This is a genomic window from Massilia scottii, assembly GCF_030846495.1.
GTDB classification, from domain to species: Bacteria; Pseudomonadota; Gammaproteobacteria; order Burkholderiales; family Burkholderiaceae_D; genus Telluria_A; species Telluria_A violaceinigra.
This window is the reverse complement of record NZ_JAVCWM010000004.1, coordinates 256,532-280,078: the sequence shown is the minus strand read 5'-3', so window position 1 is coordinate 280,078 and position 23,547 is coordinate 256,532. Positions and strand designations below refer to the sequence as shown.

At 61.7% G+C, this 23,547-nt stretch carries 22 protein-coding genes, 2 tRNA genes and 2 pseudogenes; 19 read left to right on the top strand and 7 right to left on the bottom strand.

The features are described 5' to 3' along the window. Positions 1 to 55: 55 nt before the first annotated feature. The 6 genes from RBA41_RS07300 (at position 56) to RBA41_RS33450 (ending at position 4,970) form a co-directional block, all read left to right on the top strand. Entirely contained in the window at positions 56 to 1,033 is a 978-nt protein-coding gene (locus tag RBA41_RS07300; RefSeq protein ID WP_306622521.1) for an acetyl-CoA carboxylase carboxyltransferase subunit alpha, read from the top strand. Then, the gene (gene tilS / locus RBA41_RS07295; protein ID WP_306622519.1) at positions 1,030 to 2,445 is read left to right on the top strand and encodes a tRNA lysidine(34) synthetase TilS; all 1,416 of its coding nucleotides are present in this window, start codon (positions 1,030 to 1,032) and stop codon (positions 2,443 to 2,445) included. The genes RBA41_RS07300 and tilS overlap by 4 nt, the downstream gene beginning before the upstream one ends. A 133-nt stretch (positions 2,446 to 2,578) precedes the next feature. Then, entirely contained in the window at positions 2,579 to 3,826 is a 1,248-nt protein-coding gene (locus tag RBA41_RS07290) for an aspartate kinase (protein ID WP_306622517.1), read from the top strand. Positions 3,827 to 3,919: 93 nt separating this feature from the next. Next, positions 3,920 to 4,011 (top strand) — tRNA-Ser (locus tag RBA41_RS07285). Positions 4,012 to 4,212: 201 nt separating this feature from the next. Then, positions 4,213 to 4,304, top strand: a tRNA-Ser gene (locus RBA41_RS07280). A 153-nt stretch (positions 4,305 to 4,457) separates the two neighbouring features. Then, complete coding sequence (locus RBA41_RS33450) at positions 4,458 to 4,970, top strand: tyrosine-type recombinase/integrase (protein WP_374709500.1); 513 nt, start codon at positions 4,458 to 4,460, stop codon at positions 4,968 to 4,970. A gap of 12 nt (positions 4,971 to 4,982) precedes the next feature. On the opposite strand, the pseudogene RBA41_RS33445 reads toward RBA41_RS33450, so the two are convergent. Continuing rightward, positions 4,983 to 5,183: pseudogene (locus tag RBA41_RS33445) on the bottom strand (DUF2252 family protein); the annotation flags it as partial. Further along, complete coding sequence (locus tag RBA41_RS07270; protein ID WP_306622515.1) at positions 5,150 to 5,731, bottom strand: DUF2252 family protein; 582 nt, start codon at positions 5,729 to 5,731, stop codon at positions 5,150 to 5,152. The gene RBA41_RS07270 and the pseudogene RBA41_RS33445, both read right to left, overlap by 34 nt. Between RBA41_RS07270 and RBA41_RS07265 the strand changes: the two genes are divergently transcribed. The 10 genes and pseudogenes from RBA41_RS07265 to RBA41_RS07225 all read left to right on the top strand — a co-directional run bounded on the left by RBA41_RS07265 (position 5,730) and on the right by RBA41_RS07225 (position 15,178). Continuing rightward, a complete protein-coding gene (locus tag RBA41_RS07265; protein WP_306622513.1) occupies positions 5,730 to 8,750 on the top strand; it encodes a beta-propeller domain-containing protein in 3,021 nt (1,006 codons plus the stop codon). The two genes, RBA41_RS07270 and RBA41_RS07265, sit on opposite strands and share 2 nt — an antisense overlap. A gap of 290 nt (positions 8,751 to 9,040) precedes the next feature. After that, on the top strand, positions 9,041 to 9,199 hold the full coding sequence (locus RBA41_RS33440; RefSeq protein WP_374709502.1) for an ADP-ribosyltransferase: 159 nt from the start codon (positions 9,041 to 9,043) through the stop codon (positions 9,197 to 9,199). Continuing rightward, positions 9,196 to 10,383 (top strand): ADP-ribosylglycohydrolase family protein, encoded by a 1,188-nt coding sequence (locus RBA41_RS07260; RefSeq protein ID WP_306622510.1) that lies wholly within the window; start codon positions 9,196 to 9,198, stop codon positions 10,381 to 10,383. Before RBA41_RS33440 ends, RBA41_RS07260 begins: the two co-directional genes overlap by 4 nt. A 414-nt stretch (positions 10,384 to 10,797) precedes the next feature. Continuing rightward, a complete protein-coding gene (locus tag RBA41_RS07255; protein ID WP_306622508.1) occupies positions 10,798 to 11,706 on the top strand; it encodes a YfdX family protein in 909 nt (302 codons plus the stop codon). 56 nt (positions 11,707 to 11,762) lie between these two features. Further along, positions 11,763 to 12,359 carry a ubiquinol-cytochrome c reductase iron-sulfur subunit gene (petA, locus tag RBA41_RS07250; RefSeq protein ID WP_306622506.1) on the top strand — a complete coding sequence of 199 codons (597 nt, stop codon included), beginning with the start codon at positions 11,763 to 11,765 and terminating at the stop codon, positions 12,357 to 12,359. Positions 12,360 to 12,516: 157 nt separating this feature from the next. After that, entirely contained in the window at positions 12,517 to 13,428 is a 912-nt protein-coding gene (locus RBA41_RS07245; protein ID WP_306622504.1) for an isoaspartyl peptidase/L-asparaginase, read from the top strand. After that, positions 13,373 to 13,654, top strand: a complete 282-nt coding sequence (locus RBA41_RS07240; RefSeq protein ID WP_445352068.1) for an ATP-binding protein — start codon at positions 13,373 to 13,375, stop codon at positions 13,652 to 13,654. The genes RBA41_RS07245 and RBA41_RS07240 overlap by 56 nt, the downstream gene beginning before the upstream one ends. Beyond that, positions 13,636 to 13,949: pseudogene (locus RBA41_RS07235) on the top strand (Mur ligase family protein); the annotation flags it as partial. The gene RBA41_RS07240 and the pseudogene RBA41_RS07235, both read left to right, overlap by 19 nt. 31 nt (positions 13,950 to 13,980) lie before the next feature. After that, positions 13,981 to 14,430, top strand: coding sequence for a DeoR/GlpR family DNA-binding transcription regulator (locus RBA41_RS07230; protein WP_306622501.1), 450 nt, complete (start codon positions 13,981 to 13,983; stop codon positions 14,428 to 14,430). A 187-nt stretch (positions 14,431 to 14,617) separates the two neighbouring features. Next, positions 14,618 to 15,178 (top strand): SRPBCC family protein, encoded by a 561-nt coding sequence (locus RBA41_RS07225; RefSeq protein WP_099880168.1) that lies wholly within the window; start codon positions 14,618 to 14,620, stop codon positions 15,176 to 15,178. A gap of 230 nt (positions 15,179 to 15,408) precedes the next feature. Here the strand turns inward: RBA41_RS07225 and RBA41_RS07220 are convergent, their stop codons facing one another. Further along, positions 15,409 to 16,884 carry a M20 family metallopeptidase gene (locus RBA41_RS07220; protein WP_306622497.1) on the bottom strand — a complete coding sequence of 492 codons (1,476 nt, stop codon included), beginning with the start codon at positions 16,882 to 16,884 and terminating at the stop codon, positions 15,409 to 15,411. 218 nt (positions 16,885 to 17,102) lie between these two features. Here RBA41_RS07220 and RBA41_RS07215 point away from each other — a divergent pair, with 218 nt between their 5' ends. Continuing rightward, positions 17,103 to 17,684 (top strand): DJ-1/PfpI family protein, encoded by a 582-nt coding sequence (locus RBA41_RS07215; RefSeq protein WP_306622495.1) that lies wholly within the window; start codon positions 17,103 to 17,105, stop codon positions 17,682 to 17,684. Positions 17,685 to 17,711: 27 nt separating this feature from the next. On the opposite strand, the gene RBA41_RS07210 is transcribed toward RBA41_RS07215, so the two are convergent. After that, complete coding sequence (locus RBA41_RS07210; RefSeq protein ID WP_306622493.1) at positions 17,712 to 18,506, bottom strand: YfaP family protein; 795 nt, start codon at positions 18,504 to 18,506, stop codon at positions 17,712 to 17,714. Positions 18,507 to 18,722: 216 nt separating this feature from the next. On the opposite strand from RBA41_RS07210, the gene RBA41_RS07205 reads away from it, so the two are divergent. Beyond that, the gene (locus RBA41_RS07205; protein ID WP_306622491.1) at positions 18,723 to 19,460 is read left to right on the top strand and encodes a hypothetical protein; all 738 of its coding nucleotides are present in this window, start codon (positions 18,723 to 18,725) and stop codon (positions 19,458 to 19,460) included. Positions 19,461 to 19,588: 128 nt separating this feature from the next. Here RBA41_RS07205 and RBA41_RS07200 read toward each other — a convergent pair whose 3' ends face one another. From RBA41_RS07200 to RBA41_RS07190, 3 genes are all read right to left on the bottom strand, one after another. After that, positions 19,589 to 20,251, bottom strand: coding sequence for a DUF4276 family protein (locus tag RBA41_RS07200; RefSeq protein ID WP_306622489.1), 663 nt, complete (start codon positions 20,249 to 20,251; stop codon positions 19,589 to 19,591). After that, positions 20,226 to 21,341: an AAA family ATPase gene (locus tag RBA41_RS07195; protein ID WP_306622487.1), complete on the bottom strand. Its 1,116-nt coding sequence runs from the start codon at positions 21,339 to 21,341 to the stop codon at positions 20,226 to 20,228. The genes RBA41_RS07200 and RBA41_RS07195 overlap by 26 nt, the downstream gene beginning before the upstream one ends. 132 nt (positions 21,342 to 21,473) lie before the next feature. Further along, the gene (locus RBA41_RS07190; protein ID WP_306622486.1) at positions 21,474 to 22,127 is read right to left on the bottom strand and encodes a CatA-like O-acetyltransferase; all 654 of its coding nucleotides are present in this window, start codon (positions 22,125 to 22,127) and stop codon (positions 21,474 to 21,476) included. Between the two features lie 218 nt (positions 22,128 to 22,345). On the opposite strand from RBA41_RS07190, the gene RBA41_RS07185 reads away from it, so the two are divergent. Beyond that, a complete protein-coding gene (locus RBA41_RS07185; RefSeq protein ID WP_306622484.1) occupies positions 22,346 to 23,458 on the top strand; it encodes a serine hydrolase domain-containing protein in 1,113 nt (370 codons plus the stop codon). Positions 23,459 to 23,547 lie beyond the last annotated feature (89 nt).

Below are 23,547 nucleotides of genomic sequence, written 5' to 3'. Positions count from 1 at the left end.
CCTGACGTGGCCGTGCGGTGGGGTATGCTGCGGCCAGAATTTACCCGGAGGTATCATGATTAAACAAACTTTCCTCAGTTTTGAGCAGCCAATTGCAGAGCTTGATGCCAAAATTGAAGAGCTGCGCTTCGTCCAGGACGATTCGGCTGTCGACATCTCCGAAGAAATCGACCGTCTGGCCAAGAAGAGCCAGCAACTGACCAAAGATATCTACGCCAAGCTCACGCCATGGCAGGTGTCGCAGATTGCGCGCCATCAGCAACGTCCGTACACCATGGACTACGTGAACGAAATCTTTACCGACTTCCACGAACTGCACGGCGACCGCACCTACGCGGACGACCTGTCGATCGTCGGCGGCCTGGCGCGCTTCAACGGGCAGGCCTGCATGGTCATCGGCCACCAGAAGGGCCGCGACACCAAGGAACGCGCAATGCGCAACTTCGGCATGCCGAAGCCCGAAGGCTACCGCAAGGCCATGCGCCTGATGAAGCTGGCCGAAAAATTCGGCTTGCCGATCTTCACCTTCGTCGACACCCCGGGCGCGTTCCCCGGCATCGATGCCGAAGAGCGCGGCCAGTCCGAAGCCATCGGCCACAATCTGTACGTGATGGCCGAACTCAAGGTGCCGCTGATCGCCACCATCATCGGCGAAGGCGGCTCCGGCGGCGCGCTGGCGATTGCCGTGGGCGATGCCGTGCTGATGCTGCAATACGCCACCTACTCGGTGATCTCGCCGGAAGGCTGCGCATCGATCCTCTGGAAGACGTCCGAGCGCGCGTCCGACGCGGCCGATGCGCTGGGCCTGACCGCGCACCGCCTGAAGGCGATGGGCCTGATCGACAAGATCATCAACGAACCGCTCGGCGGCGCCCACCGCGATCCGAAGGGCATGGCTGTCATGCTCAAGCGCGCGCTGGCCGACACCCTGCGCCAGTTCCACGGCATGAAGACCAAGGATCTGATCGAAGCCCGTCACAACAAGTTGATGAGCTACGGCAAATTCAAAGAAACGACGCCGGCCGAAGAGTGAACCAGACCACCAACGCAGCGCTTGCAGCGCAGTTTGCGCAAGCGCTTGACGCGTTGCGTGCACAAGGCGGGGCCATCGCGCCGTCGGTGGCCATCGCCTACAGCGGCGGGCTCGATTCCTCGGCCCTGCTGCACCTGGCGGCGCAGTACGCGTGCGCCAACGACATTCCCCTGTTTGCCTTCCACGTTCACCATGGCATCAGCCCCAACGCCGATGCCTGGCTGGCGCATTGCGAAGCGACCTGCGCCGGTCTCGGCGTGCGCTTCGCGGCGCGCCGCGTGGTGCTGGAAAAAACCAGATCCGGTGTCGAAGCGGCGGCCCGCAAGCTGCGCTACGCCGCCCTGGGCGCCCTGTGCCTCGAGCACGGCGTGCGCCTGATGCTGACCGCCCACCATCTCGATGACCAGGCCGAAACCGTGCTGCTGCAACTGCTGCGCGGCTCCGGCACGGCCGGCTTGTCCGGCATGGATGCGGCCAACGCCGCGCCCGAACTGCTGGGCAACCCGGATCTGGTGATGGCGCGTCCCTTGCTGCCGGTGTCGCGCCAGCAGCTCGAAGCGTACGTGGCCGCGTACGAGGTGGCCTACGTCGAGGACGAATCGAACACCCACCCGCGCTATGCGCGCAATGCCCTGCGCCACCAGGTGATGCCGGCCCTGGCCACGGCCTTTCCCGGCTACCAGGAACGCTTTGCGCGCAGCGCCGCGCACGCGCAGTCGGCCCAGCGCCTGTTGACCGAACTGGCCGTGCAAGACCTGGCCGGCTGCCTGATCGAGGATTGCATCGACGTCGCCAAGCTGCGCACGATGAGCCTGGACCGCGCCTACAACATGCTGCGCTACTGGTTCGGCCTGCGCGCGCTGCGCATGCCGTCGACCGCCTGGCTGACCGAAATGGTGACCCAGCTGGTCGAAGCGCGCCACGACGCGCAGCTGCTGGTGACCCATCCCGACTGCCACATCCGGCGCCACCGCGACCGCTTGTACATCACGCCCAGGCTGGCCGACCTGGCCGGCCAGCGCGATCCGGACGATGAAGGCATTTTTGTGAAGGAAGGCGAGCGCTTCACCTGGACCGGCGCAGCGAGCATGGCATTCCCGGCTTACGGCGGCGTGCTGCATTTCGACGCGGCGGAGCAGGGCTTCGATGCCGCCTGGCTGCGCGCGCAAGCCTTGCAGATCGACTTCCGCAAGGGCGGCGAGCGCCTGAAGCCGGCCGCCAACCGGCCCACGCGTCCGCTCAAGTATCACTACCAGGCCTGCAACGTGCCGGCATGGGAGCGCGAGCGCTTGCCGGTTGTCACCAGCGGCAAGGACTTGCTGTTCGCGGCCGGCATCGGCATGGATTGCCATCACTTCGGGGCTGCTCCCGGCCCCCTGATCAGCCTGCGCTGGGAAGCGCATCCGGCCTGACGACTACCCGGAAACGTAATTTCGATATAGCAATAACGTATAGGTTTGTCCACCGACTGCCTTGTTTTTTTGCATCGCAGCATGTAGAGTAAAGCCCTCCTTTTTCATTTAACCGAGCGGAAACTTCACTCTTATGGCTTTAATCGTCCACAAATATGGCGGAACGTCGATGGGCTCGACCGACCGCATCAAGAACGTTGCGGCACGCGTCGCCAAGTGGCATGACGCGGGGCACCAGATTATTGTTGTGCCTTCGGCAATGTCCGGCGAAACCAATCGCCTGATCGGCCTGGCAAAACAACTGATGGACCAGCCTGATCCGCGCGAATTGGACATGATTGCCTCCACCGGTGAACAGGTTTCCGTTGGCTTGCTGGCGATGGCCTTGCTGGCGATCGGCAAGCCGGCTGTTTCGTATGCGGGCTGGCAAGTGGCGATCAAGACCGACTCGGCCTTTACCAAGGCGCGCATCGAGTCGATCGACGACGTCAAGGTCAAGGCCGATCTCGATGCCGGCAAGATCGTCATCATCACCGGTTTCCAGGGTGTCGATGCGAACGGCAACATCGCCACGCTCGGCCGCGGCGGTTCGGATACGTCGGCGGTGGCGATCGCGGCGGCGATGAAGGCCCAGGAATGCCTGATCTACACCGACGTCGACGGCGTCTACACGACCGACCCGCGCGTGGTGTCCGAGGCGCGCCGCCTGAAAACCATTACGTTTGAAGAAATGCTGGAGCTGGCCTCGCTGGGCTCGAAAGTGCTGCAGAGCCGCTCCGTAGAATTCGCCGGCAATTACCGTGTTCCCACCCGCGTGTTGTCGTCGCTGACCGATCCCCTGATGCCGCTCGAAGAAGAAGCCAACTCGGGCACCCTGATTTCGTTTGAGGAAGATACAAATATGGAACAAGCCGTCATCTCCGGCATCGCATTCAACCGCGATGAGGCCAAAATCACCATCCTGGGCGTGCCGGACAAGCCGGGCGTGGCGTACCACATCCTGGGGCCGGTGGCCGATGCCAATATCGAAGTCGACATGATCATCCAGAACCAGTCGGTGGAAGGCAAGACCGACTTCACGTTCACGGTGACGCGCGGCGAGTATGCGAAGGCGATGGGTGTGCTCGAAGGCGTCAAGAACGATATCGGCGCGGCCAGCATTTCGGGCGACGCCAAGGTGTCGAAAGTGTCGGTCGTCGGGGTGGGCATGCGCAGCCACGTGGGCGTGGCCTCGCAGATGTTCCGCACCCTGTCGGAAGAGGGCATCAACATCCTGATGATCTCGACCTCGGAGATCAAGATCTCGGTGCTGATCGATGAAAAGTACATGGAACTGGCGGTGCGCGCGCTGCACAAGGCGTTCGATTTGGAAAAAGCATAATATTTCCAAAAAGTGGATGCGCATCATTGCAAAATCCACGCCCAGCCGGTATGATCTTGGTCTTCTGATCTGGTGAAACCTACCGGGCAGAATGGAGATGTGGCCGAGTGGCCGAAGGCACGTCCCTGCTAAGGACGCATATGGGGTAACCTGTATCGTGAGTTCGAATCTCACCATCTCCGCCAGAATCCTGTTCAGGTTGCTCCTGGACTGACAAGAACCCGCAGCGCTCGTCATGAGACTGCGGGTTTTTTGTTTTTTCTTCCCGGCACGCCTCGGCGAAGCGTGAATTTTTCGGTGGGAAGGGTGCCGCGGCCCTGTTCGGCGCCGCTGGAATCCGGTATGATCCTCATCTTCTGGCTTAGCAATATCGTGTAGGCCAGAATGGAGATGTGGCCGAGTGGCCGAAGGCACGTCCCTGCTAAGGACGCATATGGGGTAACCTGTATCGTGAGTTCGAATCTCACCATCTCCGCCAAAATTCTGTCCAGGTTGCTCCCGGACTGTCAAAAAACCCGTAGTCTCTATCCTGAGGCGCCGGGTTTTTTTGTTTTCAAGGTCCAGCTTTGCCCATCTATGTCTTCTCCACTTGGGGGCATGTTTGGGGCAGATTTCGTGCCCCCAAAAGCCCATGCCCCCAAAATTTCATGACCCCACGATCATGGCTAAGCGAATTGCCCCTTTGACTGACCTGGCTATCCGAAACGCCAAGCCGGGGGAGAAGTCACTGAAGCTGTTCGACGGGGGTGGGCTATACCTTGAAGTCATGCCCAGCGGCTCCAAGCTATGGCGTATGAAGTACCGGCAGCTTGATGGCAAAGAAAACCGGTTGAGCTTTGGCAGCTACCCCGAGATATCACTCGCCGACGCGCGCGCGAAGCGCACTGCCGCTCGTGCGCTCTTGGCCGCTGGTACCGATCCTGGTCGCGAACGCGATGTCGCGGCCGCCAGCGCGTCCCACGTCGCCGGCAATACTTTCGAACGCGTTGCACGTGAATGGCACCACACGTTCGTCGAATCCTGGCAACCCCAGACGGCTGAAAACATGTTGCACCGCATGGAAGTGAACGTCTTTCCCCTGCTTGGTCGCCTGCCGATCACGGACAGTCGGTTGAGCTGTCGGCACATACGGCGCCAAGGCTGAACCAGGTGTCAGCTTCAGATCAAGCAGAAAGTTGCTGTCGAGTGCACCGCGCCCGCGAACCAGAATCACATAGCGCTCCAATCCCAGGCTACCCGTACCGGCGATGCGGCGTGCCACATCCACCACACTGAAGAAGTCGGGCACAGGCTGCGTCTCCGCATAAGCGGCCATGAAGTCCTTCACCTTCTCGCGTTGCGCCTCGTCGACCGGCAGCGCCGTAATGCCGTCCAGGCGCAGCCTACGCTTACCCTTAGTATGTCAGTACGGCGGTCGAGAAACGCGGGACGCTCCCGCATGCGCAGGTCGCGCAGCAATTCACGAACCATGCCATCGGCAGTGAGGCGTTCCACCCAGCGCGCCTTGCCTTCGGTGAGGTTTGCCGCGTAGGCGTCGAGGAAGCAGTGAGAAAGGGCGATGGCTTCGGCAGGCCGCACCTTCAGCGTGTCCACCGCCACCAGAACGCTGACCAAAAAGCGGCTCAACTCCCAACTCGCTGGCGCCAACACCGCTTCGCCAAAGTCATTCTGGTCGAAGTAAGACAGGCGATTGTCACCCTTGTAGGCGCCGAAATTTTCAAGGTGAAGATCTCCGCAAATCCAGGCAGGCGGCGCGCTGTTGAGCAGAGGGTCACAAGGAAAGTCCGTCGTTCGTTCAACAACGCGACAGAACCTGCACAATTCCACGACAGATTGATTGTATTTATTCGCCATAATGTCCTGCCAGTATTTATTTTCTCCCAATACCCAACAGGACAATGCCATGCAACGACTATCTAGTAAGCACCTGTCTGCCGGACTGACACTCTGCCTCGCGCTGTTCTTGAGCGCGTGCGGCGGCACCAGCGCTCCCCAGCCAACGCCGGAACCGGTCCCGCCTCCTCCCGCAGTGTTGAGCGGGCGCACCAGTTTCGTTTCGGCCGACAGCGGCGCCAACCAGTCCACCCTCGGCCTGGACGGCACGCTCAAGCTGACCGTCGCCGACTCCGCTGTCCCGCCCGTCGCCGCTGCGCCCACCCGCACCGTGCAGGAGGGCGACATTTTCCGCATGCTGGAGAACGGCAAATCCATTCTTAGCCTGAACCGCTTCCGCGGCCTGCAGATCATCGATATCAGCAACACCGCGAGTCCGCGCGTTGTGGGCCGTGCCGCCATCAATGGCGAGCCGGTGGAAATGTACCGGATGGGCAACCGCGTGTACATCTTGCTCAATAACTGGACCGAGTACAAGCGCATCGCCACGGGGGGGGCCGAATCGCTCGATCAGTTCAGCGGCGGCGCCGTGATCACGGTCGATATTGCCGATCTGTCGGCCCCGAAAATTCTGGCCACGGAGCGCGTGCCTGGCAACATTGACACCTCGCGCCTGACCAGCGGCGCCGGCAAGAATGCCTTGTACGTCACTGCCAGCGACTACACCGCCTCGGTGATGCCGATGGATGTCGTGCCTGCTACGCCATCCTTGTATTACCCGGGAGTGAGCAAGACGCACGTCCTGAGCTACAGCATCAACGAACAGGGTCAGCTGATCAGCAAATCGACCCTGCAGCTGGGCGGCAATGTGCAGGCGGTCCAAGCCTCGGGCGATCGCCTGATGGTGGCGCGCGCGGCCGACGACCTGGGTCGCCAGAGCGGCTCGCGGGTGGCGCTGATCGATATCTCCAGCCCGGATGGCGTGATGGTCCAGGGCGCCGATGTGGGCGTCAGCGGCATGGTGCAGAAGAAGACCAATATGCACATGCACGGCGACGTGCTGCGCGTCGTGTCCGGCAACTGGTGGTCCTCCGGCGCCAATGTGAATCATGTCGAAACCTTCAATATGGCCGACATCGGGCGTCCGAAGCCCATCGACCACGACACCTTCGGCGCCGGCCAGCAGTTGTTCGGCACCTCCTTCTTCGCCGACAAGGCGTTCTTCGTGACCTATTTGCGCAAAGACCCGTTCCACGCGTTTTCGATCACGCCTGACGGTACCATGAAGGAAGAGAGCGAGTTTATCGTCTCTGGCTGGAACGATTTCTTCGTGCCGGTGCAAAACCAGACGCGCTTGATCGGGGTGGGCCACAACGACGAGAATGACCGGCGCAGCCTGGCCATCAGCCTGTACGACGTGACCGACCTGAAGAACACCAAGCCGCTGCTGATGCGCGCCGAAGTCGATCTGGCCAACAGCTGGTCCCAGGCCAACTGGGATGACCGCGCATTCACCGTGCTGGAAAACGCCGCGAACGCCATCGCTCCCGACGGCAAGACGCGCGAAACCGGTCTGATTCTGCTGCCCTTTACCGGCTTCAATGCCAACACCCGGGAAAACAGCGCCGGCGTACAGATCTTCACCTTCTCCGCCAGCACCGTCACCCGGCGCGGCATCATGAAACAGGACACGGAAGTGCGGCGCAGTTTCATGGGCGATACGGCCAATAACCTGGCGGCCAACCTGTCCGACAGCGAGCTGTCCCTGTTCAGCATCGTCAATGCCGAGTCGCCGCAAGTCAAGGGCCGCCTGCCCCTGGCGCCGAACTATGGTCAGTTCGTGCTGTTCAAGAATGTCGACGTGCGTTATCACGTCAACGACAATCAGTGGTGGTCAAGCACTGCGGCCCGCACCGATCAGGTGGAACTGGTACCGCTGGCCAATCCGGATGGCGCCGCGCCCTTGTCCAGCATCACGGTACCGAGCAACGCCAAGCTCTACAACGTGGCCGAGAAGCTGGTCGTCGTGTCCAGCGCCGGCGGAAACGATGGCACCGTGAACACCACCATCACCACCTACGACCTGGCCGATGCCGCCAAGCCGGTGCGGCTCGGTTCGCTCACCACCACAGAGCTGGCGCAGACCAACATCTATCCGATGATGGGTAAAACCATCTGCCCCATGATCGGGCCGTGCGGTGGCTGGTACGGCACGCTCGATGCCACCGTGGTGGGCAATGCCCTGGTATTTGCCACCCAGGTAACACCGATCCTGTTGCGTGGACCGAAGCCTGCTGCCGCTCTGGCCATGAGTTCGCTGCCTTACGGATATTATTCCTCCAGCTACACGCTGCACGTGCTCGACTTGAGCAAGCCTGCGCAACCTGTGCTGCTGCCAAAAATCGCCATGGCCGAAAATGAACAGGCCGTCGGGCTGGTCAAGAGCGGCAACACGGTGTGGGTCAATTACAAGCAAGCCGAGGCAGTGACGAGCAGCGGCCAGGCGCAGGCGAAATACTACGTCAAGGCGCTCGACGTATCGAACGCCAGCGCCCCAAAACTGGGCAGTGCCATCAACGTGCCGGGTCGGGTGATGGCCGTCGTTGGCGACGTCATGTATACAGTGGACGAGTCCTGGGGAGACAAGACCGTGACAAACTCGGTCAATATGCTGATCGTGCGTGACAATCTGGCATATCTGCAAGCATCCCAGGCGCTGGGAGGGCAGTACGCGCGCGACCTAAGCATCGAGGGCAAGAACCTGGTGCTGGCCCTTGCCGAGAATGGGACCGGCAAGAACGCGCTGGCGGTCATCGAGGTGGGCAGCCAGTCGCTGACCCGTAAAGCCACGCTCGATGTGCCCTTCTACCCGATGCTGCATCATGCCGGTCCGGGCAAGGTGCTGGTACAGGCCGGCTATGGTTTCCTGCTGTATGACGTGAGTACCGCGGCCCCGTTCGCCCAGGCATTTTTCCCGACCGCCAACTGGGGCGGTCAGGTCAGCGTACTCGGCAAAGACATTTATGTGCCCGCGAACGCCTACGGCATCTATCAGTTCAACCTCGATACGGTCAATTTGAGCAAGCCCTAAGGCAAGCAGGCGGCGCCTACGCACCGCGTCAAGCAGCACCCTTGAGGGTTCTGTCGCATTGTTGGACGAACGACGGAATTTCCCGGCGTCCCGCATCCTGTCGGTGCCGAGGAGGAAAGACATGATGAGCCAAGAAAATAAATTGCATCGTGCTGCGGAGTTGTTCGACAAAGCGGTCGCCTCATTGCCGCCAGCATACAAGGCACTGCTGGCCGGCGCTGCGTTCTCGGCGCTAAACGATCACGGGACCGTGAAGATGGTATCGGAGGGGACCGGCTGTAGCTCACTGTATACAGGGGAAATCAGGCATCTTGGTAAATTCCCTCTCGCAATATGCAAGCGAGGCCGAGGTGCTGTTTAAACCAGGCACAAAATTTGCGATAACCAAAGTAATCGATGCCGTCCCTGGGATAAATACAACCATCATTCTTGAAGAGATACTGAAATGAACAAAAGCACTCTACTAAAATCGCCGGAAGAGGAGGAAAGATCGGCCAGATTGGTAAGAGAAGTAGAAGCCCACCTGGCCCGTCAGCAGAAATACCCGTCGGACATGGGGTTTTCCCCGTTACAGGATAAATTTTGCGAAGGCGCTCAAGTGAAGGCGCCATGGCTGGCGGGTTACTTAAGCTATCGCGATATCCATGGAGATGAGAATTTTACTCGCACACAATTTCTCGAATACTTTGCGGCGGCTGGCGCAGACTCGAGCGATCAGGCCGATCGTTGCCGTGGCGCGCTGCTAGGCTTGGCCTTAGGGGACACGCTAGGTGTGCCGCTCGAGTTTTCCCAGCGCGATGTGAAAACTGTCAGCGGAATAGAAGGCGGAGGTCCATTCAAGCTGGCGCCTGGGTATTGGACAGATGATACGAGCATGGCATGCTGCCTGGCTTATAGTCTGATTACCTGCCGTGGATTCGATCCGGCGCACCAGATGCAATGCTATTGTCATTGGTATCGCTATGGCGCGTACAGCCCGACCGGTAATTGCTTCGATATTGGAAATGCGACCAGGGCCGCGCTCGAGCGTTTTTTGCAAACAGGAGAAGTCTACGCGGGCAGCGACGCCGCCCAGTCGGCCGGCAACGGCTCCCTGATGCGGCTGGCGCCGGTGCCGGTTTACTATTTCGATTCCTTCGAAAATGCAGTCCATTACTCAGGATTGAGCAGTCAGACAACGCATAAAGCCATCGAGACCATTGATGCCTGCCGCTATTTCGGCGCCTTGATTCATGGTGCCTTGCACGGTGTCAGCAAAGAACGCTTGCTGACTGGTCTGTATTCACCCGTTAAAGGTTATTGGGAGGCCCATCCATTAACAGCCAGCATCGAGGCGGTAGCCTTAGGTTCCTATAAAATCAAGTCAAGAAACGAGATTTCATCCAGCGGATATGTTGCGCACACGTTGGAAGCTGCGCTTTGGGCATTCCACCACCATGACACCTTCCGCGACGGAGTTCTCGCCGCAGTCAACCTGGCCGACGATTCCGATACAGTGGGCGCGGTGTTCGGGCAACTAGCCGGAGCCTATTTCGGCGAGACGGCCTTGCCGATTGAATGGCTCTTAAAAATGCATGCCACGCAAGGTTTTTATCACTTCGCACAAGATCTCAAGCTGGCATCTCATCCATAGTCCGCACGCTTGCCGGAGTCATCGGCGGCCTTAACTGTGCCGACACGAGCGCGCGCACACCGCTGCTCACGTTACCTTCAGTGACGAGATCGGTGTGCGTCAAGCCGATGCCGCATCGATCCCTGCTGGCTTTGAGTCCGAGACGCCAGTCGTTATCCTTCGTTAATTTCCATGGGATCGTAATGCCCCTGCTCGCGGGGCGACCTCGCTCGGGGAATTTGCCCGGATTGTTCGCCCCATGCCTTCGGTTGTCGTACGAAGCTGCGCCGTTCTACGCAATCATTTGTCAGGAAGGCATCCTGCGCCGTCGCCTTTCCGATGCTGCGACTGGAACCGATGGGCGCCGCTGCTGTCTTAATCTAGCCAGGACCGGAAACGACCGATCCGCCCACTTTCCCTAAAGAGGAGGACAGAATGGACTCGCAGAATCGTACTGCCCGGCGCGGCTCAACGCTGGTCGCCGGGTTGTTAATTCCTTTGTATATCCATGCCGCGAACCAGGCGCCGTCGGCAAAGGCCGAACCGCAGTCCCAGGCCAACCAGTCCGTGCAGCCGCAAGTCGACAAACGTACCGCCGATGCGGCCCTGCAAAAGCAGCGCGAGCTGATGGCGGAAGCCCAGTCCGCCATTGCCGAAACTGAAAAAGCCCTGAAGGCGCTGGACGAGAAACGCAACCGGGATGCGCTGGCCGCACTCGCGTCCGCCACCGGCACGCTGGAGCTGCTCCTGGCGCGCAGTCCCAAACTTGCCCTGGCGCCCATTCGCACCGATGTGGTCACGCACGACCTGCTGGCCAGGAACGACACCGTCAAGGCGGCCGTGAAGGAGGTGCGCGACCGCTTGCGCGATGGCGAGGTGCAAAAGGCGCGGCAACTGATGCAGGGACTCGCGAGCGAAGTCGAGTTCCGCACGCTTAACATCCCGCTCGAAACCTATCCGGCCGCGATCAAGGCCATTACGCCACTGATCGATGCCGGCAAGATCGAGGAAGCAAAAACGGCGCTGCGCACCATGCTCCACACCCTGGTGGTCACCACCGAGGTGGTGCCGCTGCCCAAGCTGCGCGCGGAGGAGCAGATCAAGGCCGCCCAGGGGCTTGCCGAAAAAGCCAAGCGCAGCAAGGAAGAAAACGACAAGCTCGCCCAGAGCATCGCGGCCGCGCGCGACCAGTTGAAAATTGCCGAGCTGCTTGGTTATGGCGATAAAGAGGACTACAAGCCCATGTATCAGCAGATCGACGAACTTGAGAAGAAAACCGCTGGCGGCAAGACCGGCATGGGCTGGTTCGAGAAGCTCAAGCAGCAACTCGCTGCATGGATGTAAGCAGTCAGACTCCGGCGTATCCACGCGCAAACGTTCCAAACACGACAGGCAGGCCAATGCCGGACCCTATAGCGAACCTGTACCGTCGAAAATGGCTGCTCAGGGCGACAGGCGTGAGCGGCGGCGCCGTGCTGGCCGCCGCCGCAGTTCCCTTCATCGAAAGCCTGGCCCCGAGCGAAGCGGCCAGGGCCGCGGGCGCGCCGGTCGAGGTCGACATTAACCAGATCGCGCCGGGCGCCTTGTTGACCACCGAGTGGCGCGGCCGGCCGGTGTGGATACTGCACCGGACCGTGTCCATGCTCACTCTGCTGCGCGGCAACGACGAGCGCCTGGCCGATCCCCGCTCCGAGCGGCCACAGCAACCGCCGTATGCGGCGAACCCGACCCGCTCGATCCGCCCCGCGTTCCTGGTTGCGACCGGCATCTGCACCCACCTCGGTTGCGTTCCCGTGTACCGCCCCGAGGTCGCGCCGGCGGACCTGGGCAGCGACTGGAACGGCGGGTTTTATTGTCCCTGCCACGGCTCCCGATTCGACTTGGCCGGCCGCGTGTTCAATAACGTTCCGGCGCCCACCAATCTTGAAATCCCCCCTCATGAGTACCTGAGCGACACCCGCCTGCGCATCGGCGCGGACCGCGAGAACCCTGCCTGAGCCGCGCTCATACCCCGCCAATTCGCCTGCGCTCGTGCGATCCCGATGACCTGTGGGAAAGCTCTTACATGCGCACGCGTCATCGTCCACTACGCTCGGCGGTTTGGCATTTGCATAATGTTCAACAACTGAACATGATGAAGTGACAAAGGAAGCCATGAACTCAATCAACACCGGCAGTGCCATCGTGGTCCACGGTGGCGCGGGTGCCGGACGCGATCTCGACGACGGCTGCGCACAGGCCGCCAAAGCCGCGCGCGAACAACTTGACCAGGATGGCGACGCGCTCGATGCCGCCATCGCCGCCGTCCTCTCGCTGGAAAACGACAGCCGCTTCAACGCCGGAACGGGCGCCGCACTTGGCCTTGACGGCACGACCATCGAAATGGATGCCTGCGTGATGGATACGCGCGGCCGCCTCGGCGCCGTGGCCGGCTTGCGCGCGGTGAAAAACCCGGTGCTGGTCGCACGCGACATCTCCCGCACGCCGCATTGCCTGCTAAGCGGGGAGGGCGCCGAGCGCTTTGCACGTGCCATGGGTCACGCGCCGTATCGCGAGGTCGGCGACAAGGCGCGGCGTGCCCACAAAAAAATGATCGACCAGCTCGCCGGCGACGGACAGGCCCTGCCCGGCATCGACAACGACGATTTTGCGCGCTTCTGGAACTATGCCTGCTCGCCGGCCTTCGTCGGCAAGAGCGGTTGCGACACGGTGGGCGCCGTGGCGCGCGACCAGGATGGCCACTTCGCCGTGGCCGGCTCCACCGGCGGCTCGGCGCCCTCGCTGCTCGGACGGGTGGGCGACACCCCGATCATCGGCAGCGGCTTCTACGCCGGCCCGCACGGTGCGGTGGCGGCAACCGGCATCGGCGAACGCATCATGCGCCACATGCTGGCCAGCACGGTGTACCACTGGATCGCCGCCGGTACCGCACTGGACGAGGCGCTGCGCCGCGGTGTCGGCCTGTTCCCCGACGACGTTGCTGTCGGACTGATTGCCGTGAGCCGCAACGATGCCGGCGCGTTCAGCAATGCGCCCATGCCGCAGGCGGTGCTGTGCCATGGATGAGACGCTGCTGGAGCGGGCCGGCCTGCCGGTGCCGGAAGGCGACACTGTGCGCAGTGCCGACGACGCCGTGCGCGTGGCCAGCCGAATCAACGGCCCGGTCACCGTCAAGCCGCTCGACGCCAACCAGGGCAAGGGTGTCACCACGCACTGCTGCAATGAAGAGGAGGTACGCACGGCATTTGCCCATGCCGCGAACATGCGCGCGGCGAGGGCCGCATTCCCCTGATCGCCGTCACCGGCACCAACGGCAAGACCACCACCACGCGCCTGATCGAACACGCGGCCCGCAAGACCGGCCTGACCACCGGCATGACCACGACCGAAGGCGTGTACATCAACGGCGAGCTGACCATGGAAGGCGATTGCACGGGCTACCATTCGGCGCTGTCGCTCCTGAGCGCGCCCGATGTCGACCTGGCGGTGCTGGAACGGCGCGCGGCGGCATCCTCAAGCGCGGGCTGGCGTTCGACCGCTGCGACATCAGCGTGGTGCTCAATGTGACGGCCGACCATCTGGGCCTGGAGCGGTGGTGCTCAACGCGCATGACCCGCTGTGCGTGGACATGCCAGCCGCATCGCTCGCGGGGTGGAAATCCTGTATTTTTCGCTCGACGACAGCCATCCGGTGCTGCGCAAGCACCTGGACGATGGCGGCCGCGCCGTGTACCTGCATCAGCGCAGCGTGGTGCTGGCCAGCGAGGGCGAAGAGCGACGCCTGCTCGATGAACGTGCCATGCCAGTGTCGATGAACGGCGTGGCGCGCCTGATTTCTGAGGGCGCACTGAGCGCGTCGCCCCAACCTGGCCGCCTCCATTGCAAGCTCGACGCGCACGAAGCGATCCGCTTTGCCTTGCGCATGTGCAGCCCGGGCGACGTGCTCATTTTCGGCTGCGGCTCGTCGTTGAGCGAACTGATCGAAGCGATTCGCCCGGACATGCCCTTGCTCGCGGAAAAAATTACCGCCGACATCGCCTATGACGGCGTGCCTTGCTGCATAAAATGAAACAGTGGAGGCAGGCGTATTCCTACATCAGTTCTGCGATAACGCCTATTCATGCGCGCCAGTGACAGGATTAACATGGAAGGTCGTCGCAAGGCCGCAGCAGCGAGCGTCGTCCGCAAGAGGACGCATGGCAACACGCTGCTCCGGCTGCGCTGACTCATCTCAATCGACAATCAGGAGGAAAACCATGTTGAGCCGTATTCTCGGGTTGGTGGCTGTTGCGGTCGGTGGAACGTTGCTGGCCAAGCAAATGCAAAAGTCTGGCGGAAAGGGCAGTGAATCGCGTGTCAGTATCGATGTCGATCTTCCGGTGCGCACTGTCTACGACCAGTTCACGCAGTTCGAGCAATTTCCGCAGTTTATGGAAAGTGTGCATGAAGTGCGCCAGCTCGACGACAAGCGCCTGCACTGGAAGGCGGACGTGTTCGGCAAGGTAATCGAGTGGGATGCCGAAATCACCGAGCAGATTCCGGACAAAAAGATCGCCTGGCGCAGCACCTCCGGCACGCCGAATGGCGGCGCGGTGACGTTCAAGGAGCTGTCGGGCGGACGCACCAATGTCACGCTCGAGATGTACTACGAACCGCAAGATGCCGTGGAAACCATGGGTGACATGGTCGGGGCCGTTCGCATGCAGGCGCGCTCCAACCTGCAGCGCTTCAAGGATATGCTGGAGAAGCGCGGCAGCGAAACCGGCGCGTGGCGCGGCACCATATCGAAAGAGAGCGGGGCAGGGCCGATGCATTAACTGCCCCGGCGAGCCGCGTCGCCCCGGCCAGCGTCATGCACCATGCACTGGCCGGGGCGGCCGGCCTTCGATACCGCCAGCCAGCTGCCGGCGGGTTTGATGTCTACCCGGTCGAGAAGGAGGCATGCACCTCCCAATCCGGATCGCGCTTGCTCACGCACGGGATATTGTGCGTGATATGCCTTCAGAAGAACGACGCGCCGGCACATCGCCCGGCGCGCCGCGACGATTTACGGATGCGCCGCAATGACCTGCGCCACCGCCGCCGTCAGTCGTTTTCCGTACGGCACATGCAGGAACTCGTTCGGCCCGTGCGCATTGCTCTTCGGTCCCAACACGCCGCACACCATCATCTGGGCTTTCGGGAAACTCTTCTGCAGCAAGCCCATCAGTGGAATGGTGCCGCCTTCGCCCAGATAGCCGACCGGCGTGCCGAAATGGCTTTCGCTGGCCGCGTTCACGGCGGTGGACAGCCACGGGCTCAGTTCCGGCGTGTTCCAGCCGCTGGCGCCATACGATCCCGGCGTACCATCCGGCACGAACGACACGCGCGCATTGTAGGGCGCGTTATCTTCCAGCAAGGCTTTCAATTGCAGCGCGGCGGCATTGCCGTCGAGCAGGGGCGGAATGCGCAGCGACAGCTTGAAGGCGGAGTAGGGGCGCAGCACATTGCCGGCATTGGCGAACTCCGGAAAGCCTTCCGCCCCCACCACCGACAAGGTCGGCCGCCAGGTGCGGTTCAAGATCGCTTCAAGCGGATCGGTCGTCACGGGCAGCACCGAGCCACCATCGGCGCCGCAGGCCCACGGCATGCGCTTGTACACTTCTTCCTTGAGGATGGCGGCGGTCGCTTTGGCTTCCTCGATGCGCACGTGCGGAATGTCGCAATGGAAGCTTTCCGGCAGCAGGCGCCCGGTCTTCGCGTCTTCAAGCCGGTCCAGCAGATGGCGCAGGATGCGGAAACTCGACGGCACTACACCCGAATGGGCCCCCGAATGGATGCCCTCGGTCAGCACTTCCACCTTGAGCGTGCCCGATACCATGCCGCGCAGCGACGTGGTCAGCCACAACTGGTCGTAGTTGCCCGCGCCCGAATCGAGGCAAACCACCAGCGATACCTGGCCCAGGCGGTCGCCCAGCATGTCCAGGTAAGGCGGCAAGTCGTACGAGCCGCTTTCCTCGCAGGTTTCGATCAGGCCCACGCAGCGCGGGCGAGGAATGTTCTGACGGTCCAGCGCCATGATCGCCGTGAGCGAGGCATACACGGCGTAGCCGTCATCGGCGCCGCCGCGTCCGTACAGCTTGCCGTCTTCGTACTTGGGCGTCCACGGACCCAGGTCGCCGCGCCAGCCGTCGAATTCGGGCTGCTTGTCGAGGTGGCCGTAGATCAGGATGGTGTCGCTGGAAGCGGGCTTGGTGGCCGGCAGCTCGAAGAAAATGACGGGCGAGCGATTCGGCGCGCGCAGCACTTCGAGTTTCAGGCCTGGAATCTTTTTGCTCCTGATCCACGCTTCGGCATCGCGCACGACCCGGTCGAGATAGCCGTTGGCTTCCCACTGGGCATCGAAGGCGGGGCTTTTGGCCGGCACGGCGATGTACGAGACCAGGGCCGGAACGATTTCTTCATCCCAGACGCGGTCGGCAAAGGCCGCCAGTTCGCTTTGGGAGAGCGTGCCGCTGGTGGGCGACGAAGTTGGGTGGGTCATGGCGGTTCTCTCTTGAACAGAATATCGTATTTTACTGTAGCACTTCATTCGATGGGAGGGTGCCCGCCACGCAGCTCGCCGCTGTGCCGATGTCGGCGGCGATACCGCTGTTTGGGGCCGCGCGACCATCCGCGCCGGATCCGGAATCCGGCGTATTATCTGGATATTAACCAAACAGCAAGCAAGACATCACTTACCACTGACCAAGGAGAACAAGCATGGCTGGAAAGAAGATTTTGTTTCTGACGGGCGATTTTGCGGAAGATTACGAGACCATGGTGCCGTTCCAGGCGCTGCAGATGGTCGGCCACACCGTGCACGCGGTTTGCCCGGGCAAGAAAGCGGGCGACAAGATCAAGACCGCGATCCACGATTTCGAGGGCGACCAGACCTACACCGAAAAACCCGGCCATCTGTTCGCGCTGAACGCCAGCTTCGATGAAGCCGACGCGGCCAACTACGATGCCTTGATGATCGCCGGCGGACGCGCCCCGGAATACCTGCGCCTGAACGAGCGGGTGATCGAGCTGGTCAGGCAATTCGCGCAGGCGAACAAGCCGATCGCGGCGGTGTGCCATGGGGCGCAGTTGCTGGCGGCTGCGGATGTAATTCGCGGCAAGCGCATTTCGGCCTATCCCGCATGTTCGCCGGAAGTGCGCATGGCCGGCGGCGAGTATGCGCAGATCGAGGTGGACCAGGCGGTCACGGACGGCAATTTCGTCACGGCGCCAGCATGGCCGGCGCACCCGCAGTGGCTGGCGCAATTTCTCAGGCTGCTCGGGACCGAGATCAGGCTCTGAACGCTGGCGCGGCGGCACGCCGCGCGTTCAGAACGTGAACGACTTGACCAGCGTCAGTTCGCCGATGCTGCGGATCGGCAGCACGAACGCTTCGCGTTTTTCGCGCGCAGTGTTTTCGTTATACACCAGCGTCACGCGCGCGGTGATCATCTGCATCTGGCGCTTGCTCTCGTCGAAGTGGTAGCCGTTCGCGCCCAGCTTGCCCCAATAATTGATGTACACGTGGTAGTTCCCGCGCAAGGGCGCGGTCATGGTGTACATCTCGGGGCCGGGGCCATCCACGCTGTCGACGTCCAGCCCGCCGCCGTTGGTCAGGATCGGGTGGCCGAAGTAGGCGTGCTGGCCGTCGGGCGTGACGATGTGCAGGTCGATCTCGGCTTCGGTGTCGTCCCAGGCGCAGATGATGCGCAGGCCGGGCAGGGGCCGGCCCGAGCTGGTTTCGTAGAACTGCACGCGCCTGAGCGACTTGCCCTGGGGCGATTTGACTTCCACGCTGTTCGACCCGGCGCCGAACAGGTAAGGGCGCGCGTAGCGGCCCTGCTCGTCCGTCATCAGGCGCAGGGGATTGCCGTTGACCACCAGCTGGTGCGCCTCGCGCTTGCCGGCGGCCGCCGCGATGCGCCCCTTGATCATGCTGCGTTTGCTCTGGGCGCCGCGGTCGATCGGCGAATTGGGGTAGGCCACCGTTGCCTGATCGCTCCTGTCGACCAGTCCCGAGCGGTTCCAGCCGCCGGCCGGCGAGGCTATTTCCGTGGCCATCGCGGACGGCAGGGCCAGTGCCAGGGCCAGGGCCGGGCGGCACAGCTTGCAGGTCAATTTCATCAGGGACTCCAGGAGGTTTGCGCGATTGTAACCGCTGCCCCGGCCGCTTGTTAAATTGCCTTTGTTTTATTGTTAATTCAAGAGTAAGCTTGTTTTGAATGTAAATCGATGTGCGGCAGGTTTTCAAGTACGAAAGAAGCTGATACGACAGCTCGGCGTCAAACAAGGGTAGTAGCAGGTAAATGACACTGACTACACTAACAGGAGAGCATGTACATGAATATTAATCCATTCGATCTGTCGGTTTCTGATTTCGTGGCGCAGTCGGCCAGGTGGTGTGCGCAGTTCAATATTCCGGATGACTTTCCCTACGATTTGAAGGTGGAGATCGCGGACCGCGCCCTGTTCGAGACCGGCACCGATCAATACGAGCAGATCGCCGAGGAAGCCGAGGACTGGATCGAACAGGAACGTACCCGCCTGGGCGAGGCGCTGCCGACGTTCAGCACGCACGCCGATTACATTGTGCGCACGGAGCAGTGGCGCAACGAGTTCAATATTCCCCCCTACCTGCCCTACACGGAACAGGTGCGCATTGCCGATGAAGTGCTGCGCACGATCGACCGGTCCAAATATGCCGGCATGCTATCGGCGGCCGAGGAATGGAGTAAAACCGAAAGCGCCAACCTGCATGCCGAACCGCCTTTCGATGGCTGGAAAGAGCAAATCCGGCGCCAGCTGCTGCAGATCCAGAAAGGCAAATACCTGATGATCTATGTGCCGTATGGTGCGAGCAACTACAGGATCGAGCAGGGAACCCTGACCAGTGTCGACTGGAACAAGGGCACGGTGCTCCTGCATAGCACCGTGTATAACCGCGATAACACCGTGGCGATCGATAACATCCAGAGTATCGACGAAAGCCGCAGCGGTTCGGGCGCGCTGGGCTCGGTGCAGACCGCCGATCTGCGGCTGGTCGGCTTTGACTGGTATCGCGGCAACACCAAGCTGTAACAGCCTGGCGGTTCAAGAGGCCATCGGCTGCCGATGGCCTCTCGGTGTGCGGCGCCCTGCCCGAATCGCGGTGCTGCCGAATTCATCGGCCCCCGGATCGATGCGCCTTTGCTGGGCGACCGGACACTTCATACGCATCGTCCGCGCTGCTTGGCCTGGGCGCTATTGCCGTTGATGGCTCGGGGAAAAGGTCGCGTTCCGAGCAGTTCCAGGCAGGTGATCCAGTCGTCGAAGCGGGGGCACTGCGCGCGAATGGCGGATAGCCCGGCGAGCTCGATAATTTCCGGCCCATGCAGCTTCTTGTCGTAGCGGGGAAACAGGGCTTTCATGCGATGCGATGGACTCGTTGCTGCGTTGTCATTCACCAATTCCGGCGCGCCGCATTGGGCAACGGCCTTCCGCATCGCAGCGAGCTCGCGCGCCGTGCCGCCCAGCCAATCGACCGCTTGCACGGGAGCGGCAAACAGCAGAGCCTCGAACTCGTACTGCTGGAGATACGGGAAAAAGCGCATTTGCCTGTCAACACCGGTCAGCCCGGCGATTGCCGTTTCCAGCTGGGTAACGGTGCGTTGGCCGCGATCCTTAAAACCGTAGAAGTCGTAGAAAGTGGCAACGAAATCAAAGGATCCGAATAAAGCCGGGAGAACGCCTTTAATCCTGTCGAGGCTCACGTTCCCCCGCAAATCAATTCCCGTCGCGATGATTCCATGTTGGTCAAAGTGCGGACGCAATACACGGTTGACGAATTCCCGTTCGGTGGCACCTTCAACGCTGATGCCCAGGCGCCTCATTGGGCGTTCCGCCAAGCGCATTCATTTCCCAGACATCGCCCAGCTTGTACTGTTCCATCCAGCACGCCACCTCGTGTTCCTGCAGGCGACGGAACTGAGATCCTTGACTGTTCCGATCGACGACCACCATGTCCTGCCAGCCGAACTGATTGGCCAGCGTGACCGATTGCGTCGATGCAATAATCTGGGTGGTCTCGCTGGCGGAGCGCATCATTGCCGCAAGCAATTGCATCGCGAATGGATGCAAGCCAAGTTCGGGCTCGTCCAGAAGAATCATGGATGGCATCGTGGGCTGCTGCAATAGCGTTGCGATGCAAATGAATCGTAACGTCCCATCCGACAGCATGGTGGCATCGAAGTAATCGTCGCTGCCGCTGTGCTTCCAGCGCAAGCGAATCAGGTCGTTTGCTTCAGGCAAAAAAACAAAATCCTGAAAGAAGGGCGCAACCCGCCGGATCGCGCGCACGATGCGCTGATAATTGCCGGTATCCCTGATGTGATACAAAAATGCCGCCAGATTTTCGCCCCGGGGCATCAGCCGTTCCGTTGCATGAATGCTGTAGGTGCCCTTTATCCTGGCAGTATCGCTAGTGTCATGAAAGTGATACACCTTCCAGTCTTGCAGGCAGCGCGCCAGGTGTTGGGCCGGTGAACCTGTTCCGGCCCGTGGCAGCCCCGACTCGCCCGAGCCGGACGTCGCCAGCGCCTGGCTTTTTTCCTCATGGACATCGCCGGTTACCCCACCGCTAAAGAGCAGCGCTTCCCTCTCGAATACCAGCGTGTCGTCATTGGTGGGCACCAGCGTGGCGCGATACCGATGGAAGGGGAACTGCAAAACCACGGCAAGCCGTTCTGTCACCTTGCACCCGAAATACAGGGCACGGTCGGCGCCGTTGAGCTGTGCGCGCACGTGCAGTTGCAACCCTTTTTCCGCCAGTCTGTTCATCAAGGTGAAGAAACTGACGAAATTGGATTTACCAGCGCCATTGGCGCCGATCAAAATATTCAGCGGAGCAAGGTCAAGGCTTAGTTGCTTGATCGACCGAAACCCGGCAAGCTCGATATGCTGCAGGCGTCCTAAAGTGGCCATCCGGGACCTCGCTCAGAAATCGCTCGTCACATGTGCGACAAGCGTTTAGGGGCGCGTCGACACGCAGTTGATATCTTAACGTATCCCGTGCGCAGATGGGGATCGCACGTCAAGCCTGGTGACCCCAAGCGTTCACACCCCTGCGTCGGCGGCCATCACCGCCGCAACCCGGCTCGCGATGGCCTGCGTGAGCACATGCACGTGATAGCCGTCGACAAAGCCGTGATGCGCCTGCACCGAAAACGGCATCGTCATCGTGTCCCCCGCCGGCGCGCTGAATTTGCCCCAGGCGAGCGAGGGAATATCGGAGCTGCGATGGCAGAAGACCGGGTGCTCGATCGCGCGCATCTCGAACCATGGCATGCAGGTGATATAAATATTGTCCCTGGCCTGGCGCGGCGTCAGGTCCGCGTTGGTATTGATCAAGGCGCGGCTGGCCTTCGCTTCCTGGCCGGCGCGTACGCTGCGCGCGATGAATTCGCGCAGGTCGGCGCTTCGGGTAAAGCGCGCGAAATTGAGATTGTTGTCGTCATTGATCACCGTGAACGAGCCGATGAAATCGTCGATCTTGATGACCTGATCTTCATGCACGCGGTACATGAAGTTATCGACCGTCTCGATCGCGGACAGCACGCAATACAGGAAGAAATGAAACGGCGGCAGCGCACGCTGTTTGCAGAACGGACGGAAATCCGGCAGTTCCAGCGTCAGGCTGATATTGAGCAGGGGATTGTCGAATTGGCGGAAAACCTCATAGCGGTCGCGCCGGAGTTCAAAATTTTTCATGCCCGCAGTTTAACCGATGGCGGCGCCGGCCGGCAGGCCACGGGGGCATTTCCACGGCGCCGTAGCGACGTTCTGTTCCTCCGATATGGCAGCCTGTCGCCGCCACCGCCTGTTTCTCCCCCCCGGCGAGGTAATCTGCGTACTCCTCCTGCATGGCAGGCAGATATCAACACCCTGCGCGGCCAATCGCGGCCGCGCACCAGAATGTGGAGCCTCATATGCTGTTTCGACAAATTGCCGTTATCGCCGCATTGACCCTCGCCAGCGCGGCTTGCGCGGCGGCGCCGGACAAGCTCGACGCCATCGTCAAGTCGGCCATGGCCGGCAGCAAGGTGCCGGCGGTCGGTGCCGTCATCCTGCGCGACGGCGCCATCAGCGCGCAAACGGTGCAGGGCCGGCAGCGCAACGACCGGCCGCGCCGCGCCGGCGCCGACGATGTCTGGCTGATCGGCTCCACCGGCAAGGTCATGACGGTGGCCATGATCGCGCGGCTGGCCGAGCGCGGCGTGCTGGCGTGGGATGCGCCGCTCGAGAAGATGCTGCCCGAGCTGGCCGCCGGCATGCTGCCCGACTACCGCCAGCTCACGCTGCTGCAACTGCTGTCCCACCGCGCCGGCTTGCCGCGCGACCTGCTCAATCTCAAGGGGGCGGAACATTTTTTCACCGACACCCGCCCCACCGGGCAGCAACGCCTTGCCTACATCGCCGAAGCGCTCAGGGACAAACCGGAGCTCGCCCCGGGCACCGCCTTCGCTTACAGCAATACCGGCTTCCTGATCGCCGCCGCGGTCGCCGAAAAAGCCAGCGGCGAGACCTACGAAGCGCTGATGCGCAAGGAAGTATTCGCGCCGCTGGCAATGCGGCACGCCGGCTTCGGCAACACCGGCAACGGCCAGAACCGCGGCCACCAGCATGGCAAGCCGATGCTCGACATGGCCAAGTTCGATGACGGCGCGCCGGCCATGTTCGCGCCGGCCGGGTTCCTGCATATGAGCCTGGCCGACTGGGCACGCTTCAATCTCGACCAGCTGGCCGGCGCCAGGGGGCAGGGCAAGCTGCTCACGCCCGCATCCTACAAGCTGATGCAAACCGCGCAGCCGGACAGCCCCGCCGGCCTGGACTGGGGTGTGCAAGCCTCGATCGCCGGCCGCCAGGGCCCGGCGCTGGTCCACCAGGGCTCGGACGGCAACTGGCTGGCCATCGCCGTGCTGTTCCCGGAGCAGGGCAGCGGCGCGCTGGTGGTCGCCAACGCCGCCGAGGACATGGGCGCGGACAAGGTCTTGAACGGCATCTTCGGCAAGTTGTTTCCAACGCTCAGTCCTGTCAAGTAAAATCCCTGGCACAGGCAGCAGGCTGCGAGCGCGCCGTCATTCCGACCGCGTTCGCAGCGCACTGTTCAATAAAGCCGACGCGCTTGGCG

Coding starts and splice junctions, on each gene's coding strand:
- RBA41_RS33450 (WP_374709500.1), top strand. CDS start 4,458: ATGCCCCCAAAATTTCATGACCCCACGATCATGGCTAAGCGAATTGCC.
- RBA41_RS07195 (WP_306622487.1), bottom strand. CDS start 21,341: ATGGCCACTTTAGGACGCCTGCAGCATATCGAGCTTGCCGGGTTTCGG.
- RBA41_RS07190 (WP_306622486.1), bottom strand. CDS start 22,127: ATGAAAAATTTTGAACTCCGGCGCGACCGCTATGAGGTTTTCCGCCAA.
- RBA41_RS07225 (WP_099880168.1), top strand. CDS start 14,618: ATGTTGAGCCGTATTCTCGGGTTGGTGGCTGTTGCGGTCGGTGGAACG.
- RBA41_RS07210 (WP_306622493.1), bottom strand. CDS start 18,506: ATGAAATTGACCTGCAAGCTGTGCCGCCCGGCCCTGGCCCTGGCACTG.
- RBA41_RS07255 (WP_306622508.1), top strand. CDS start 10,798: ATGGACTCGCAGAATCGTACTGCCCGGCGCGGCTCAACGCTGGTCGCC.
- RBA41_RS07290 (WP_306622517.1), top strand. CDS start 2,579: ATGGCTTTAATCGTCCACAAATATGGCGGAACGTCGATGGGCTCGACC.
- RBA41_RS07220 (WP_306622497.1), bottom strand. CDS start 16,884: ATGACCCACCCAACTTCGTCGCCCACCAGCGGCACGCTCTCCCAAAGC.
- petA (WP_306622506.1), top strand. CDS start 11,763: ATGCCGGACCCTATAGCGAACCTGTACCGTCGAAAATGGCTGCTCAGG.
- RBA41_RS07200 (WP_306622489.1), bottom strand. CDS start 20,251: ATGAGGCGCCTGGGCATCAGCGTTGAAGGTGCCACCGAACGGGAATTC.
- RBA41_RS07265 (WP_306622513.1), top strand. CDS start 5,730: ATGCAACGACTATCTAGTAAGCACCTGTCTGCCGGACTGACACTCTGC.
- RBA41_RS07300 (WP_306622521.1), top strand. CDS start 56: ATGATTAAACAAACTTTCCTCAGTTTTGAGCAGCCAATTGCAGAGCTT.
- RBA41_RS07240 (WP_445352068.1), top strand. CDS start 13,373: ATGCCGGCGCGTTCAGCAATGCGCCCATGCCGCAGGCGGTGCTGTGCC.
- RBA41_RS07215 (WP_306622495.1), top strand. CDS start 17,103: ATGGCTGGAAAGAAGATTTTGTTTCTGACGGGCGATTTTGCGGAAGAT.
- RBA41_RS07270 (WP_306622515.1), bottom strand. CDS start 5,731: ATGGCATTGTCCTGTTGGGTATTGGGAGAAAATAAATACTGGCAGGAC.
- RBA41_RS07205 (WP_306622491.1), top strand. CDS start 18,723: ATGAATATTAATCCATTCGATCTGTCGGTTTCTGATTTCGTGGCGCAG.
- RBA41_RS07185 (WP_306622484.1), top strand. CDS start 22,346: ATGCTGTTTCGACAAATTGCCGTTATCGCCGCATTGACCCTCGCCAGC.
- RBA41_RS07260 (WP_306622510.1), top strand. CDS start 9,196: ATGAACAAAAGCACTCTACTAAAATCGCCGGAAGAGGAGGAAAGATCG.
- RBA41_RS07245 (WP_306622504.1), top strand. CDS start 12,517: ATGAACTCAATCAACACCGGCAGTGCCATCGTGGTCCACGGTGGCGCG.